The sequence below is a fragment of the Desulfovibrio piger genome, assembly GCF_900116045.1.
In the GTDB taxonomy this organism is placed as follows: Bacteria; Desulfobacterota; Desulfovibrionia; order Desulfovibrionales; family Desulfovibrionaceae; genus Desulfovibrio; species Desulfovibrio piger_A.
Genome location: NZ_LT630450.1, coordinates 1843747 through 1859256, shown reverse-complemented (window position 1 = coordinate 1859256; position 15510 = coordinate 1843747). Strand labels below are relative to the sequence as shown.

Genomic DNA, 15510 nt, shown 5'->3' with positions numbered 1-15510 from the left:
CAACCGATCAAGGAGTCGCATCATGAAAAACCTGAAGAAACTGTTCCTGCCCGTGCTGGCCGCCGCCTTCCTGGCCGCTCCGGCCCAGGCTGCCGACACGCTGATGATGGCCACCACCACCAGCACCCAGGATACCGGCCTGCTGGAATTCCTGGCCCCCACCTTCCAGAAAGAGACCGGCATCGAGCTGAAATGGGTGGCCGTGGGTACCGGCAAGGCCCTGGAGATCGCCAAGAACTGTGACGCCGACGTGCTGCTGGTGCACGCCCCCGCCGCTGAAAAGGAATTCGTCAAGGCCGGTCACGGCATCGACCGCCGCCAGGTGATGTACAACGACTTCGTGGTGGTGGGCCCCAAGGCCGACCCCGCGGGCGTCAAGGGCAAGGACACCGCCGCCGCCCTCAAGACCATCGCCGACAAGAAGGCCTCTTTCGTGAGCCGCGGCGACCAGTCCGGCACCCACAAGGCCGAGCAGAAGCTGTGGAAGCAGTCCGGCCTCAACCCCGACAAGGAAGCCTTCTACATCTCCGCCGGCCAGGGCATGATGGCCACCCTGAACATGGCCGCCGAAAAGGGCGCCTACACCCTGACCGACCGCGGAACCTGGATCAAGTTCAACGCCCAGCAGGGCGCCAAGAACCCCCTGGCCATCGTGGTGGAAGGTGACAAGGCCCTGTTCAACCAGTACAGCGTCATCACCGTGAACCCCAAGCAGTGCCCCAAGACCAAGGCCGACCTGGGCAAGAAGTTTGAAGACTGGTGGGTGGCCCCCTCCACCCAGAAGCGCATCGCCGAGTTCAAGCTGGAAGGCAAGCAGCTCTTCTTCCCCAACGCCGGCAAGTAGCGTTTTTCCGTCCGTTGGCGGGGACGGTCTCCGGGCCGTCCCCGTTTCGTTTTTCGACCTCCCTCCACGGATTCCCTCCGTCGCGTTCCTGGTGATCTATGGACTATCTGGTCAACGGCTTCTGGGCGGCCTTCGCCCTGCTGGCCAACATGGACGACGCCACCTTCTCGGCCATCACGGCCACGCTGGTGTCCACGTCCTACGCCATGGCGGCCTCGCTGCTCATGGGCCTGCCCGCGGGCTTTGCCCTGGGCTATTGTGATTTTCCCGGCAAAAAGGTTTTGCGCCTCATCTCCGACACCCTGCTGGCCTTCCCCACCGTGCTCATCGGCCTGCTGGTCTACGCCTTCATCACCTATCGCGGCCCGCTGGGCGAATGGGGCCTGCTCTTCACCCTGCCGGGCATGGCCATCGGCCAGACCCTGCTGGCCCTGCCCATCGTGGTCTCGTGGGTGGCCCAGGCCGTGGAGGGCCTCGACCCCCGCTGCCGCCAGACCCTGCTGACCCTGGGCGCCCGGCCCCTGCAACTGGCCTGGCTGAGCCTGTGCGAGGTGCGTTTCGCCATCGCCATGGTCTGCCTGACCGCCTTCGGCCGCGTCATCACCGAGGTGGGCATCGCCATGATGCTGGGCGGCAACGTGCGCTACCACACCCGCACCATGACCACGGCCATCGCCCTGGAGACCAGCAAGGGCGAGTTCGCCCAGGGCATCGCGCTGGGCCTGGTGCTGCTGTTCATGGCCTTTGCCATCAACGTGCTCATGACCTTCATCAAGCACCGGGGGCGCATATGAGCCTGTTGTACGAAGCCAGCGGGCTGGTGCGCCGTTACGGCCGCGTGACAGCGCTGGACCTGCCCGCCCTGGGCGTGGACGAGCTGCGCATCCACAGCGGCCGGGTGCTGACCCTGGTGGGCTACAACGGCAGCGGCAAGTCCACCCTGCTGCGCCTGCTGGCCTTTCTGGAAGAGCCCGACGAGGGCCGCATCATCTACCACGGCGGCGAGGACCCGCGCCGCGAGGTGAGCCTGCTGCTCCAGGAGCCCTATCTGCTCAAGACCACCGTGTTCGAGAACGTGGTGCTGGGCCTGAAGCTGCGCGGCCGCCGGGACGGTCTGGAGGAAGCCTATCAGGCCGCCATGCGGCAGGTGGGCTTTGATGATCCCGATGCCATGCGCCGCCGCGGGCCCAATGCCCTTTCCGGCGGGGAGCGCCAGCGCGTGGCCCTGGCCTCGCGCCTGGTGCTGCGTCCGCGCGCCCTGCTGCTGGACGAGCCCACCTCCAACGTGGACGTGCGCAGCGCCCGCGCCATCGCCGCCGCCGTGGCCCGGTGCCGGGCCGAAGGCGCGGCCATCATCTGCTCCACCCACGACCCCGCGCTCATGCGGGCCCTGGGCGGGGAGCAGCTCAAACTGGGCCAGGGCTGGAGCCTGGAAGGATAGGGGCGGACACGGGGCCCCGGCTGCCTGAAGAAGATCGTTTTTGCGGGGCTTTCTCGTCTGGTTGCCCGCTGCCGGTCAACAGCCGGCAGATGGACGGCGACGTTCAGGACGCTTTTGCGGGACGGGTGTTCCTGCAAGGAAAGTTGCCGGAGAGCAGCAAAGACGGAGCCCGCACAGGGACCAGGGCGGGCCGGCGGGCCGCTGGCCCCGGCGGCGGACAGGCGCAGGACAAAGAAGGGCGGCGGCCCCTGCGGACCACCGCCCCGAATCTGCCCGGCACCGCGGAAGCGGGAAACCTTGTGCCTTCCCGCTCCTCCTTCCGGTTGCCGGTACGCAGAAGTTATACTCCTGTGGCCTCCCCGATGGTCAGGGTGTTCCCGTCAAGGCTGAGACTGCTGCCGTCGTCGACACCAGACAGATGGACTTTCCAGCTACCGTCAGCACTGCTGCCTGTAATGGTGTCGCCGTCGAGCATTATATTCGTCCCTTGGAACACGATTGCGCTGATATTCTCAAGTGAGGAAAGGTTAATGGCATGGTCACTCGTCGTCCCGATATCCAGCTTCAGCGTGGAGCTTGGCTCTTTGGCGCTAAGCTGGAAATTAACATCTTGATTCAACCCCGGTTCCGTGAAACCGATGACCAGATCACCATGGATCCCCTCTATGGTTCCGGAAGACATCAGCATCAGGGTCACAGGGTTCTCAGCAGCTCCCAGCGAGGAGGCGTCTATCTGCAAGTTGTTGGACGAATTCCCCTTGTTGAGGATGATGGTTTCAAAGCCCTCAATGTGGTCAAAGAGATTGGTAGCATTCAGCTTTTCCAGCGTATGGCCCTCATTCCCCTTGGGAGCGAACCAGGTCAGCATCAGGGTGTCGTTACCGGTGCCGCCATTAAGATCTAAGTCTTGATGGGTAGTGAAGGTAACAGTGTTATTATCCTCGTTGACAGTCAGCGTGCCGATGTCCGCCAGATCGAGCGAGAAGGAATCGTCCCCGCTGCTGCCAGTGACTGCGGCAAGCTGGCCGTCCGCGAAGCCCTTGTCATTATACCAGTTGTCGGAAGATCCGACCCATGCAACGGTGTCGACCTTGACGCCCTCTGTCGCGTCAGCGGCGTCGATCTTTACATCGCCCTTGCCGATGATGATCAGATCGTTGGCCTGCTCGGCATTGATGGTCAGCGTGGCACCCTCCGCCACAGAAAGGGGGGCGTTGAGCTTAAGGCCGGAGATGCCGCTCAAGTCAAGATCCCCAGTCACGGAGGACGCTGTCGTGGTCGTGAAATTGTCCCAGGTGATGGTGTATGACCCGCCCGTAAATACCTGGTCTACAGTCGCGTACGTCACATCATCCGCTGTGTTCTTCTCTAAGGCATAGCTGTATCCCTGCAAATAGACTGTGGACAGGGGCAGTGTTGACTCTTCATCGATGGGAGTCGAGCCCAGGACTTCACCATCGATGGAGTAGGCATACATATCATTGGCGACCTGGATGCCCAGTGTGTGGGTACCCAGATTTTTGATTTCCTGCATGAGGGAAAGCTCTCCTGTCACCGTATCCCAGGCATAGAAGCCCAGCTTGCTCTCCCCGTTATCATTTTTCCTGACCGCAACATCAATGAGCGGGTAGTCTTCACCAGATTCCCCGCCCCGTCCCCAGAAGCCGGCCAGACGGATGGCGGCGGCATCTTCAGGGACCTCAAGGGCCAACCACTCCTCCGGGATCGTCAGATCAATGGACATGCTGGAGACATTCGCCCCCAGATCATCAAATTTGTATCCTTGCACGCCGAGGAACGTCTTTGCATCCGCCCCATCAGCTGGCGCTCCGATGACTTGCTGGAGCTGTCCGTCGATGACCTTAAATCCTTCAGGCTTTGCCCGGTCTATCTCCCAGCCATCCAGCATAGAATTTTCTGCGAACTCATTGGTCGTGATGTTTTCACCAGGCAGCCTGCCCTCCACAGTCCCGCCGGTCACCGTGAGCCCATCCAGGTCAGCAAGGTCGGCCGTGAGCGTTTGGCCGTTCTCCAAGTTAATGGGCCTGCCCGTAATGTCCACTCCCGAGACAACAGCATTACCACTCGTAAACGTGGCTTTGCCGTCCTGCACGCTCAGGGAGATGCTGTTGTCCGTCACGCCCGTGAAGGAGATGCCATCCCCAGTCTCATTCACCGAGAAGGAGGGCTCTGAGGGCGATGTACCGCCGCCAGGGGTGCCCGGTTCGGGCTCGGGCTCGGGTTCGGCGTCGGGAAGGACCAGCAGACCGCTGTCCGGATCGGTTTCCGGCACCACGGGGGCCTCATTGGTATCCACCGTACCGGGCGTAGGGGCCACATAGGCGTCATCTCCAGGCACGGCCACAGGGGCCTCGGGCGGCACGACGCCGGGCGAGATGCTTTCCGCTGCCAGGCCACCCATGTCCGCCGGTTTGGTCACCGGTGCGGCCTCGGCCGCGTCAGGGCCGGGGGTGGGGTCGTTGTAGTTGGAGGGCACGTTCTGGCCCAGGTCGTTACGCAGGGGGTCATTGCTCACGCGCTGTTCCGAGGGGACGGTCTGCACCAGGGCCACCCCGGCGGCATTGGCCTCGTCGGCGCCATACTGCACATAGTGGCTCACGGGCGACAGAGAGGCGTCTTCCAGGGCCGCCAGCACGTCGGCCGGGCTCTTGTCCGCCCAAGCGGTCTGTTCCTCGCTGCTGCCGGTGGTCTGCAACTGGTACAGCTTGGCCGCCACATAGGCGTTGGCGTCAAAGGCATTGGAAGGGTTGATCAGGGTGCCGTCCGCGTTGGTCTCCGCATGGCCGAACTGCTCATAATGCTCCAGCGGGGTCATGCCAGCATCGCTGATGGCCTGCCGCAGGCTGGCCAGCGTGTAAGGATCGCCATTGGCATCCGTTTCGCCCGTGCTGTGCAGCTGGGCCAGCTTGGCGTTCAGGTATTCGCTTTCGTTGAACCAGGCATTGGGGTTGAGGCCCTCGTCCCGGCCGAACTGCAGGTAATGTTGCAGGGGAGACATGCCCTGGGCAGCCAGGGTAGCCGTCAGGGACGCCATGGTATAGGCATTGCCGTCGGCATCCACTTCGCCCGTGCTGCGCAGCTGGGCCAGCTTGGATGCCAGATAGTAGGACTGGTCAAAGGTGGAAGAGGGATCCAGCCCTTCCCGGCAGCCGTACTGGGTGTAGTGGCTGTACGGTGTCAGCCCGGCATCGCTGATGGCCTTGACAAGGGACTCCATGGTGTAGGGCTTGCCGCTAGCATCCATTTCCCCTTTGGCATGGAGCTGCTCAAGCTTGGCATTGAGGTAATAGCTTTCGTCAAATAACAGGGCCATAGATCCTCCTGCATTGTTGGCCTTTTTGTCGGCGTTTACGTAAAAAAGGCAGGCCGGCGTGCATAGCGGTAGAGCGGTCGTTCCGGGCCGAAAGCTTTCATGCGGGGAAAGGCCGCCTTCCTTGCCCGGCAGGGACAGTACAGAGCTGACGCTTTCATTCGCCTTTATAGAATATACGATATAATAGAATTTTATTTAATGTAAATATAATAAATATGCTGGTTAATAAAATGTTTTCATTGAAATATTTATGCCTGAATATAACTATCATAAATTATATATTATTTTTATTTTACATCACGGTAATATGCGTTGAATTGATTAAAATAAAGTGTATGTGGATCATAATAATGAGATAAAGACATTTTTTGTTTTTTAGGTATAGGATTGCGTCCTTAGTGGTACAGTAGTATATCGGACTACGGCGTAGCACTCTATGAGAGGTAGATAATTTTTTATGTATTTTCTTTATATTGCTATATTGCATTGCAAAAAATGGAGTCGGTAGGCCAAAAAAGAAGTGTAATGTCGTTGGTTGGAATAATGCTTTGATGGTGTTTTTTATTCGTCGGCAAAATGTGGGTAGGGGGGCGGACCGTTTCCATGCCTGTAGAAAAAACGTGCCCTAGTAGGCGGCATCCTGTGGAGATGTCCCCCGGTAGTGCGCAGGTACGGTCATATGGAAACAGGGCGTTCGTCGGCGCTGCTGCCGCCCGTCATGACATGCTCCGCTGCGCCCGCGGCGGGGGCGGCAGCGGAGCATGCTGTCCAGCGCGGAGGCGGGGGCACTTCCCGCTGGACAGGCCTGCCGTCCCCAGGGCCGGGACGTTGCCGGGTGGGAGCCCCGTGGGGGAGGCGGCAGGCCTTTCCCTGGAGGTAAGATCACTGCCTGCTGGTGAGCAGCTGCGGCATTGCCTGCAAAAGGTACTCGGACTGGCACACCATGCGCATCCACGGCCAGCGGTAGCGGGTGGCGGCATGGTGTTTCATCTGCCGGGGAGCAGGGAGAAAAACAGCGCCGCCGCGATGCTCCCCGCAGGGGCCGGTGTCGACGATGAGCCACGCGAAGTCCGGGTCGTCAATCAGTATTTCGAGCAACTTCTCCCATAACCGTTTGTCTCTCCAGCGGATGAAACGGTGGTGCACTGTGCCCCACTTCCCGTATTCCTCCGGCAGCTTTCGCCAGGGGGCACCGGTTCGCAGTACCCACAGGACGGCATCGATGAACAGGCGGTTATCCCTGGCTATCCCTCCCCACTGCCCCTTTTGTCCAGGCAGGTGCGGCTGGATACGTCTCCACGTGATATCCGAGATGTGATATTGAGGTTGCGGTTTGTCCATAAAGCGGAACTCCCGGGCTGACCACCCGTGCGGCGGAACAGGTCGTTGGTGTTTTAAAAGTCTATCCGCAGCCCGGCGCTCACGCTCCAGGGCGTGGAGGCCTTGTGTCCGTCTTCACGTTCAAATTCCGCGTAGAACCGGGCATTGGGGGCGAACTGCACATCAAAGCCCGTACCGTAGTAGAGACGGGTCCCGCGCAGGTCGTCCGAAAAGGCGATGCCATTGACCGTGACCTTCTGGTCGCCCATGAACTCATGGTTCACACCGCCCTTGAGATAGGGCTGGAAGTAGCGGTCTTCGGACAGATCCCACTTTTTGCCCAGCACCAGACCGGCGCGACCGGTCAGGGCGCAGGCATCGTCCTGCTCCACCTTCATGCCGTTGCTGGTCGTGAAGTCCATGCCTTTCATCCAGTACCAGGAGAGCTGGAACTGGGGCTCGATGAAGCATCCGTCGCCGAAGCGGAACATGCGCCCCACTTCCTGGCTGATGCCGCCGGCATAGGTATGGTAGGAACCGTGCACCCGGGTGCCGTCCAGCATGCGGGTCTTGAGGTTCTGGTCATACCAGTCCCAGGTCAGCACGGTGTCGGCGTACCAGCCGTCCGCATGCTGCCAGGTGGCATACGCCCCGATGCCGTAGGAGCGGCTGTCACCGGAGCCGCCATGCAGGCCGTCGATCTCTTGTTCGCCCCTGGTGAGCTGGCCGCGCAGGCCGAACAGCCACCTGTTGGCGTCGTCCTGCTTCACGAGCCTGTCATAACCGAAGGACGTGCCGTAGAAATTCTGGCTGAAGTCGATGCCCGCCAGGCCGGACAGCCTGTTCTTTTCCGTGAAGCCCCGCACCCACAGGCCGTCCGTGCCGTTACCGTAACGGATCTCGCCCAGGCGCTCGCGCAGGTCGGAAAGCTGCCCCATCCACATGGCATAGGCGGAGGCCATGCCCGAAAGCCCCAGAACGGTCTCGGCCGTGGGGGATTTTTCGTCCCCGACACGCCGCAGATACCATTCCAGGGGAGGTTCGGGCGCCACGGCGATATAGAAAGATACATCAGAGTCAGGATCATCGGGCATGGGCAGCTCCCTGCGGGCGAGCTCGTAGACGTAGACCCCTGCATCTATCTTGCCGCCGGGATTGGCCAGCGCACAGTTGGCCTCGTTCCCCGACTCCAGATGGACGAGGAAGTCCGTCTCGGCGATACCGGGCTCTGCGCCTGTGGGCGTCACATGGATGCTGAACTGCCCTTGCCAGTCCGGCCATTCGATGATGAGCTGATCCGTCTTGCCGCTGGCCAGATCCGCTTTGAGCCTGATGGTGCTGCCGTCTTCGATCCAGTCCCTGCGCATCGTGTTAAATCCCGGCTGTGATGCCAGGTCGATCTCTTTTTTGCCGGTATGGCGATGGCTGATGAACAGGGTGTCCAAGGAAGGACACCGTGGGGGCAGTGGGAGAATTAATATTAGTTTTCTACTATGATTTTTTTATGGGATATGTCTTGAAATCCTACACCTGAAAACCATTAAAAAGCAAATACTAATTATTTTTGTTTACATATATTCCGGCGTCATTACAGCGGTACCAGCGGAAGAGAAAAGAGGGCATGCGCTGGCAACGGCCGTTCCGTGCACATGACCGTTATGTCCAATACATTCAATACATTGAAATGCTGTACGTTCTTGAGCCATATGGCATGGAGGGCGGGGATAGGGGAAACCGTTTTCGCCTCGTAGTAACGGGTAAAAGCGGGTTTCCTTTCCTGGCAGGGCGTGGTCTGGTCTTTGGTCCGGGGGAATGGACCGGGACGTGCCGGGGACTGCCCCGGGCGGGCATGGGACCAGGGAGCCTTCGGGAAGTGGAGGGGCGTGCTTCCGGGGGCTAGGAGCGGGGCGGCTGCAACAGGTCGATGACCGTGCAGCCGTACAGGTCGGCGAATTGTTGCAGGCGTCTCAGGCTGGCAGGGTTGTGGCCTTTTTCCATGCGGCAGATGGTCTCGGTCTTCAGCCCCAGCAGACGGGCCACCTTCCTTTGGGTGAGGCCGGCCTTTTGGCGCCGTTGCTGCAGGTTGCGGGCTGCGATCATGATAATGTCTTCGGACATGGGGGCTCCTGTCTGGTCGGAAAGGCTGGGGCTGCCCCGTGGCGGGAAACGGAGCGTATGCCTGGGGCGCCTGCCCGGGCCGTGCGGGAGCGGCAGGAGAAGGACAGGCGCCGCGGAAGGCGCTGGCGGAAAAGTGTACCTTTTCACCAGCAGGGCAGCGCATCCTCACCATAGGATGGCGTGTTTACAGAATAATATTTTTTACTATAGTGTAATGGTCAGTTCAGACATGGTGAAAAAGTACACTTTTTCGCCACTTACCGGCTGTTTTTCCTGATGGATTCTGCCCGGTAGCGGAACGTCGAGCGGGCCATGCCGCAGCGTTTTGCCGCCTCCGTGGCCGGGATGGCGCCCGCCTTCCAGAGCTCGTAGATCTCGATGAAGTTGCGGGGCAGGGGCCTGGGTTCCCGGCCGAAGCGTATGCCCCGCAGGCGTGCCGCCGCGATGCCTTCCGCCTGCCGCCGCCGGATGGTCTCCCGCTCGTTCTGGGCGATGAACGAAAGCACCTGCAGGACAAGGTCGGCGATGAACGTCCCCAGCAGGTCCCTGTCCCTCCGTGTGTCCAGCAGCGGCATGTCCAGCACAAGGATGTCCACGCCCATTTCCCGGGTGAGGATGCGCCACTGCTGTTGTATCTCTTCGTAATTCCTGCCAAGCCTGTCGATGCTCGTGATGCAGAGCAGGTCCCCGGGCCGGAGCCTCGCCAGGAGCGCCCTGTACTGCGGCCGCTGGAAGTCCTTGCCGGACAGCCTGTCCGTGAAGACACGCTCCCGGGGGATGCCCCGCTCCTGCAGGGCCAGATGTTGCCTGTCCGTGTGCTGGTCCGTGCTGGAGACCCGGGCATAGCCGTAGGTGGTGTTCATGGTATCCTCCTTGTGCAGTGCTGCCGCCGGACGGCAGCGGTGGACGGGGGCCCTGTCGCATCACGGGGGCCGCCGGACGGTGCGGGGCGGACATGGCAGGGATTGCCCGGCATGACTGTGTGCCTGAGGCTTTATCATGCTGAAAAAGGAAAGGTCGCGGAGCCCCCCGCAAAAGGATGGCGGGGCATCTGCCCCGTGATGCGGGGACAGGCCGCCGGCACGGATGCCCGGGCGGAAACGGCACGGGCCCGTGGAGGCAGGCGGAAGGCGCAGGCGCAGCGGTATTGGGGACCGGTCGGCCCGCGTGCCCGCAGTCTTTTAAGTTTCTGGTATCCGGTTGCATCAATGGGTCGGCCCGCGTGCCGCGGGGAGGTCGGCCAGGCCCTGCGTACGGCGGGGGCCCGCAAGGGGCGCGGAAGGGACTGCCGGGGACAGCGGGAGCGGAGGAACGCCATAAAAAAACACGCTTTTGCCCGTGGCTGGGATATCACCGGGCAAAAGCGTGTTTTTTGTCGTGTTTTATGAAATTTTTTTAAGGATCAGCGCCCAAAGGACGCATCCCTGCCGGAAGCGTGTCCGTTTTGGGGAGGGGCAGGGCCGGAAGCGTGTCTGTTTTTCCGTTTTCTTGACCAAATTTTTTTCACGGGACTAAGGTGGGGCAAACTGGATGGATGTACTGCTGAACTGCCTTGTTTCGCATCAATCAAAGGAGAGTCTCATGTTCCGTTTCCTGCGGGTCAACATGGCCACCAAGACCTGTGTGTTTGAAGATATCCCCGAAGAATACGCCGGTCTGGGCGGTCGTGCCCTGACCTCCACCATCGTGGCGCGCGAAGTCAACCCCATCTGTACGCCGCTGGGCCCCCACAACAAGCTGGTGTTCGCCCCCGGCCTGCTGGGCGCCACCAACAGCCCCAACGGCAACCGTATTTCCGTGGGCTGCAAGAGCCCCCTCACCGAAGGCATCAAGGAAGCCAACTCCGGCGGCCAGCCCGGCGGCCATCTGGCCAAGCTGGGCATCATGGCCATCATCGTGGAAGACATGGCCACCGAAGGTGAATGGTGGCAGCTGGAACTGGGCAAGGACTCCGCCAGACTGGTGCCCTCCACCGTGGCCGGCCTCAACAACTTCGATGCCGTGGCCAAGCTGGTGGAGACCTACGGCGACAAGTGCAGCTATGTGACCATCGGCCGCGCCGGTGAGTTCAAGCTGACCGCCGCCAGCATCGCGTTCACCGACCGCGAGCTGCGCCCCATGCGTCATGCCGGCCGCGGCGGCGTGGGCGCCGTCATGGGGTCCAAGGGCCTCAAGGCCATCATCATCAACCCCGAGGGCGGCAAGAACCATCCTCTGGTGGATGAAAAGGCCTTCCGCGAGGCTTCCAAGCGCTTCGCCAAGGCTCTGACCGAGCATCCCATCACCGGCAAGGGCCTGGCCGAATACGGCACCGGCGTGCTGGTGAACATCCTGCACGAAGCCGGCGGCCTGCCCACCGCCAACTTCACCATCGGCCAGTTCGACGGTCATGAAGGCGTGTCCGGCGAGACCATGAACCGCCTGACCAAGGAACGCGGCGGCGAAGGTGCCGTGGCCCACGGCTGCATGAGCGGCTGCATCATCCGCTGCTCCGGCCTGTTCCCCGACAAGCAGGGCAAGTTCCAGAGCAAGTGGCCCGAATACGAGACCCTGTGGTCCTTCGGTCCCCACAGCGGCATCAGCGACATCGACGCCGTGAGCCGCTTCGACTACATGTGTGACGACATCGGCGTGGACACCATCGACGTGGGCGTGGCCGTGGGCGTTGCCATGGCCGGCGGCGGCATCCCCTACGGTGACGTGGAAGCCGTGAAGGCCGCCATGCAGGGCATCAGCGACGGTACCCCCCTGGGCCGCATCATCGGCTGCGGTACCGCCACCACCGGCCGCGTGTTCGGCGTGCGCCGCGTGCCCTGCGTCAAGGGCCAGAGCCTGCCCGCGTACGATCCGCGCGCCGTCAAGGGCGTGGGCGTGACCTACGCCACCACCCCCATGGGCGCCGACCATACCGCCGGTTACGCCGTGACCGCCAACATCCTGAGCTGCGGCGGCAAGGTGGATCCGCTGAAGCCCGAAGGCCAGATCGAACTTTCCCGCAACCTGCAGATCGCCACGGCCTCCGTGGACTCCGTGGGCCTGTGCCTGTTCACCGCCTTCGCCATCCTGGACATCCCGGATGCCCTGGCCGCCATCGTGGACATGCTCAACGCCAAGTACGGCTGGCAGCTCACCGGTGACGACGTGGTCACCCTGGGCCAGCGCATCCTTTCCACCGAGATCGACTTCAACCGTCGTGCCGGCATCACCGAAGCCGCCGACCACCTGCCCGATTTCTTCGTGGACGAGCCCGTGGCCCCGCACAACACCACCTTCGACATCCCGCACGAAGAGCTGAAGACGGTCTTCAACTGGATCAAGAAGTAGCATAGACTGACACCGGGCCCGCTTTCGGGCGGGCCCGGGATGTCACACATTTTCTTGACCGGCGGACGCCATCATCGGAGGCCAGCATGAGCATACTCGTCAAACTGAGCACGACCCTGCGGGACTATGTCCCGGGATATGACCCGGAAGCGGGGATAACGCTTGATGCGCCCGAAGACGCCACGGCTGCCGATGTGGCAAGGATGGTGGGACTGCCGCTGGAAGAGATAAAAATCGTCATGATCAACGGGCGTCAAAAAGAGGTCCAGAGCAAGATATGCGACGGTGCTCGTGTGGCCTTTTTTCCTGCTGTCGGAGGAGGTTAGACGCCCGTTGATCATGACACCCATCACATCGCCATCCCCTGATGGGGGAGGATGCGCCGCGGCGTTCCTGCCCTGGACGGCGTCCGGGAGGCGGGAGCGCCTCGGCGCGTTCCTGCGCGGCGGCTCTCTGGCCGCATGGGCCGGGCCGCATGTGCTGCGCCGGGCAGCGGACGGCACGGCCTTCGTCGGCGGCGCCGCCATCCGGCAGCTGGCCGCGGGGGCCGTCCTTCCCGAACGGGAGGTGATGGTCGCGCTCCTGCAAGACGGCATCTGGCCGGAACGCTTCCGTAGAAACTACGGCGTTTTTTCCGCCGATGCAATGGTCCGTCTGTTGCAAACCCGTGTCTTCGTGCTGGGCTGCGGCGGCCTGGGGGGACATGTGGCCTCCCTGCTGGCGCGTCTGGGCGTGGGGGGCCTGCGGCTGTGCGACAGCGACATCTTCGAGGAGAGCAACCTCAATCGTCAGTATTTCTGCACGGAAAGCACGCTGGGACAGCCCAAGGCCGCGGTCACGGCGCGCGGCCTGCACGACATGGCGGGCCATCTGGCCCTGGACGTGCGGCATGTGGAAGCGGATGAAAAAAATTTGCCGGACATGCTGCAAGGTATGGATGCGGCCCTGGACTGTCTGGACGACCTTGCGCTGAAAATGTTACTGGAAGAACGTTCCGCCGCGGCGGGGGTGCCGTTCGTGCACGGCTCCGTGCTGCGGGCCGAGGGTTTCGCACGCGCGGCCCGTTCCGGGCGCCTGCACCTGCGGGAACTCTACGCCTCCGGGCTGACCGGCGAGGAAGCGGGCAGCGCCCGCCACGAAGGCGTCATCGCCACGGCCCCGGCCGGGGTGGCCTGCCTGATGGTCTCCCTGTGCCTGCGCCTGCTGCTGCGGCCCGATGCCGGGGATTCGGCCCTGTTCCATGCCGATCTTTCCGTGCCGGAACTGGAACGCTTCGAATTTTAGGCGATGCGCCCTGCCGGGCAGCCCTTTGCGGATGGGGCCCGACAGCGGCAGCCTGCCTCTTTCTCCACAGCCGACTACCTGCGCCCGACGCACAGGCGGGCAGGCAGTGCGGGGCTGCCTTGGGGGGCGGCCCGGCCGGAAGAATTCTTTTTCTTCCGGCCTTTTTTGTTTTTTGTGGGGGAAGGGGCGGGTCGCCTGCGCGGCGGGCGGCAAGGGGCCGGGGCTTGGGCAGCCCCAGGCCCCCTGCACCCCCGTGCCCCGCCTTGGTCCCCGGTGCCGTGACGGCGCGCCGTAGGCGGGGCAGCACAGCGCCTTCGGCGCACGCCGCCCAAGCGGCGCGCTCAATACACGCGAAGACAGCCTGCAGGCGGCAAGGATCGCAGTGCACAGGGGCCAGACAGTCCACATGCGTAGGGCAACAGTTACTGGATTCTGGGCCGCTGTGAGATCCTGCAGGCACACTATGTCTTATAGGAATGTCCCGGAGAACGACGCATGACAGGCCGCCTCGTCAGGGGCGGCCTGTCTGGTAAAGCGCGCTGGGGAAGGGGAGGGGAGTTTGAGGGGAGGGGGAACCCCTCCCCTCAAAACATCATCCTAATCATCCTCGCCATCATCGCGTGGACGGAACAGGCGGCCGCGCTGGACGGCCTGTTTGCCGAATCTGTCCCGCAGGCTGTCCAGGGCGGCGTCCAGACGGCGGCGCCGGGCCTCCCGCTCGGGGTCGCGGCCCTGCACGCCGCGGAACACGCCGGGCAGCAGTTCCTGGGTGGGGGCGCTGCCGAAGCCGGACACGCCCAGGCCGATGAGCCGCACCGGCTGGGGCAGGGCCTGGGCCTCCAGCAGGGCGGTGCCGGTCTCGTAGATGGTCTCGGTGCTGTCCGTGGCGTCGGGCAGGGTGCGGGAGCGGGTGATCTGGCGGAAATCCGCGAACTTGATCTTGAGGGTCACGGTGCGGCCGCGCAGGCCGTGGCGGCGCAGCGAGGCCCCCACGCGCTCGGCATGGCCGAGGAGCATGGTCTTGAGGAACTCCCGGTCGCGGGTGTCGCGGGCAAAGGTGGTCTCGGCGCTCTCGCTCTTGGCCTCGTGTTCGGGCACCACCGGCCTGGGGTCGATGCCCCGGGCCCGGGCGTGCAGCTCCCGTCCCCATTTGCCGAAGCGCTGTTCCAGCAGTTCCGGGCTGTAGCGGCGCAGCTGCTCCACGCGGCGGATGCCCAGGGCCTCCAGCTCGGCCACCATGCGCCTGCCCACTCCGGGCAGACGGCGCACGTCCAGCCCGCCCAGAAAGCCGTCCACGTCTTCCGGCCGCAGGATGCAGATGCCGTCGGGCTTGTTGATATCCGAACAGATCTTGGCCAGGAACTTGACCGGCGCCGCGCCCACGGAACAGGTCAGGCCGCCGGTGACCTCGCGCACCCGGGCCTTGATGGCCGGGACGAGCCGCTCCACAGGGCCGAACAGGCGTTCCAGGCCGGTGGCGTCCAGATAGGCCTCGTCGATGCTGGCCGGTTCCACCAGCGGCGAGAAATCCTGCAGGGCGGCCATGATGCGGCCGGATAGCTCCGCATAGCGCCGCCGGTTGCCGCGCACGAAGACGGCCTGCGGGCACAGCCGCCGGGCCGTGGTCACGGGCATGGCCGAATGCACGCCGAAGCGCCGCGCCTCATAGGAGGCGGTGGAGACCACACCGCGCGTCCCGCCGCCGATGATGACCGGCTTGCCGCGCCATTCCGGGTGATCCATCTGCTCCACGGAGGCGAAGAAGGCATCCATGTCCAGATGCAGGATGATGCGCGGGAAAGGATCAGGCAAAGACCGCATGGGGCATCCTTTGCCGGGCCGCCG

Annotated in this window: 12 protein-coding genes; 6 read left to right on the top strand and 6 right to left on the bottom strand. The window is 63.0% G+C overall.

Annotated elements, in window-relative coordinates; all coding sequences use genetic code 11:
- The first annotated feature begins 22 nt into the window (after positions 1–22).
- The 3 genes from DESPIGER_RS08460 (at position 23) to DESPIGER_RS08450 (ending at position 2285) form a co-directional block, all read left to right on the top strand.
- Positions 23–844, top strand: a complete 822-nt coding sequence (locus DESPIGER_RS08460) for a substrate-binding domain-containing protein (RefSeq protein ID WP_072335537.1) — start codon at positions 23–25, stop codon at positions 842–844.
- Positions 845–942: 98 nt separating this feature from the next.
- Positions 943–1638: an ABC transporter permease gene (locus DESPIGER_RS08455; protein ID WP_072335534.1), complete on the top strand. Its 696-nt coding sequence runs from the start codon at positions 943–945 to the stop codon at positions 1636–1638.
- Positions 1635–2285: an ATP-binding cassette domain-containing protein gene (locus tag DESPIGER_RS08450; protein ID WP_072335532.1), complete on the top strand. Its 651-nt coding sequence runs from the start codon at positions 1635–1637 to the stop codon at positions 2283–2285. The genes DESPIGER_RS08455 and DESPIGER_RS08450 overlap by 4 nt, the downstream gene beginning before the upstream one ends.
- A 340-nt stretch (positions 2286–2625) precedes the next feature.
- Here DESPIGER_RS08450 and DESPIGER_RS08445 read toward each other — a convergent pair whose 3' ends face one another.
- From DESPIGER_RS08445 to DESPIGER_RS08425, 5 genes are all read right to left on the bottom strand, one after another.
- The gene (locus tag DESPIGER_RS08445; RefSeq protein WP_072335530.1) at positions 2626–5619 is read right to left on the bottom strand and encodes a hypothetical protein; all 2994 of its coding nucleotides are present in this window, start codon (positions 5617–5619) and stop codon (positions 2626–2628) included.
- Between the two features lie 882 nt (positions 5620–6501).
- Positions 6502–6960 (bottom strand): IS5 family transposase, encoded by a 459-nt coding sequence (locus tag DESPIGER_RS13425; protein ID WP_072335528.1) that lies wholly within the window; start codon positions 6958–6960, stop codon positions 6502–6504.
- 53 nt (positions 6961–7013) lie between these two features.
- On the bottom strand, positions 7014–8384 hold the full coding sequence (locus tag DESPIGER_RS08435) for an autotransporter outer membrane beta-barrel domain-containing protein (RefSeq protein ID WP_072335526.1): 1371 nt from the start codon (positions 8382–8384) through the stop codon (positions 7014–7016).
- Between the two features lie 451 nt (positions 8385–8835).
- The gene (locus tag DESPIGER_RS08430) at positions 8836–9057 is read right to left on the bottom strand and encodes a helix-turn-helix domain-containing protein (protein WP_072335524.1); all 222 of its coding nucleotides are present in this window, start codon (positions 9055–9057) and stop codon (positions 8836–8838) included.
- A 257-nt stretch (positions 9058–9314) separates the two neighbouring features.
- Complete coding sequence (locus tag DESPIGER_RS08425; protein WP_072335521.1) at positions 9315–9920, bottom strand: recombinase family protein; 606 nt, start codon at positions 9918–9920, stop codon at positions 9315–9317.
- A 718-nt stretch (positions 9921–10638) separates the two neighbouring features.
- Here DESPIGER_RS08425 and DESPIGER_RS08420 point away from each other — a divergent pair.
- The 3 genes from DESPIGER_RS08420 (at position 10639) to DESPIGER_RS08410 (ending at position 13665) form a co-directional block, all read left to right on the top strand.
- Positions 10639–12381, top strand: a complete 1743-nt coding sequence (locus DESPIGER_RS08420) for an aldehyde ferredoxin oxidoreductase C-terminal domain-containing protein (protein ID WP_072335518.1) — start codon at positions 10639–10641, stop codon at positions 12379–12381.
- An 86-nt stretch (positions 12382–12467) separates the two neighbouring features.
- The gene (locus tag DESPIGER_RS08415; RefSeq protein WP_006006681.1) at positions 12468–12707 is read left to right on the top strand and encodes a MoaD/ThiS family protein; all 240 of its coding nucleotides are present in this window, start codon (positions 12468–12470) and stop codon (positions 12705–12707) included.
- A 13-nt stretch (positions 12708–12720) separates the two neighbouring features.
- Entirely contained in the window at positions 12721–13665 is a 945-nt protein-coding gene (locus DESPIGER_RS08410) for a HesA/MoeB/ThiF family protein (RefSeq protein ID WP_083575343.1), read from the top strand.
- Positions 13666–14262: 597 nt separating this feature from the next.
- On the opposite strand, the gene DESPIGER_RS08405 is transcribed toward DESPIGER_RS08410, so the two are convergent.
- Positions 14263–15486: a DNA polymerase IV gene (locus DESPIGER_RS08405; protein ID WP_173783293.1), complete on the bottom strand. Its 1224-nt coding sequence runs from the start codon at positions 15484–15486 to the stop codon at positions 14263–14265.
- Between the last annotated feature and the right edge of the window lie 24 nt (positions 15487–15510).

Coding starts and splice junctions, on each gene's coding strand:
- DESPIGER_RS13425 (WP_072335528.1), bottom strand. CDS start 6,960: ATGGACAAACCGCAACCTCAATATCACATCTCGGATATCACGTGGAGA.
- DESPIGER_RS08405 (WP_173783293.1), bottom strand. CDS start 15,486: ATGCGGTCTTTGCCTGATCCTTTCCCGCGCATCATCCTGCATCTGGAC.
- DESPIGER_RS08450 (WP_072335532.1), top strand. CDS start 1,635: ATGAGCCTGTTGTACGAAGCCAGCGGGCTGGTGCGCCGTTACGGCCGC.
- DESPIGER_RS08425 (WP_072335521.1), bottom strand. CDS start 9,920: ATGAACACCACCTACGGCTATGCCCGGGTCTCCAGCACGGACCAGCAC.
- DESPIGER_RS08420 (WP_072335518.1), top strand. CDS start 10,639: ATGTTCCGTTTCCTGCGGGTCAACATGGCCACCAAGACCTGTGTGTTT.
- DESPIGER_RS08410 (WP_083575343.1), top strand. CDS start 12,721: ATGACACCCATCACATCGCCATCCCCTGATGGGGGAGGATGCGCCGCG.
- DESPIGER_RS08445 (WP_072335530.1), bottom strand. CDS start 5,619: ATGGCCCTGTTATTTGACGAAAGCTATTACCTCAATGCCAAGCTTGAG.
- DESPIGER_RS08415 (WP_006006681.1), top strand. CDS start 12,468: ATGAGCATACTCGTCAAACTGAGCACGACCCTGCGGGACTATGTCCCG.
- DESPIGER_RS08460 (WP_072335537.1), top strand. CDS start 23: ATGAAAAACCTGAAGAAACTGTTCCTGCCCGTGCTGGCCGCCGCCTTC.
- DESPIGER_RS08430 (WP_072335524.1), bottom strand. CDS start 9,057: ATGTCCGAAGACATTATCATGATCGCAGCCCGCAACCTGCAGCAACGG.
- DESPIGER_RS08455 (WP_072335534.1), top strand. CDS start 943: ATGGACTATCTGGTCAACGGCTTCTGGGCGGCCTTCGCCCTGCTGGCC.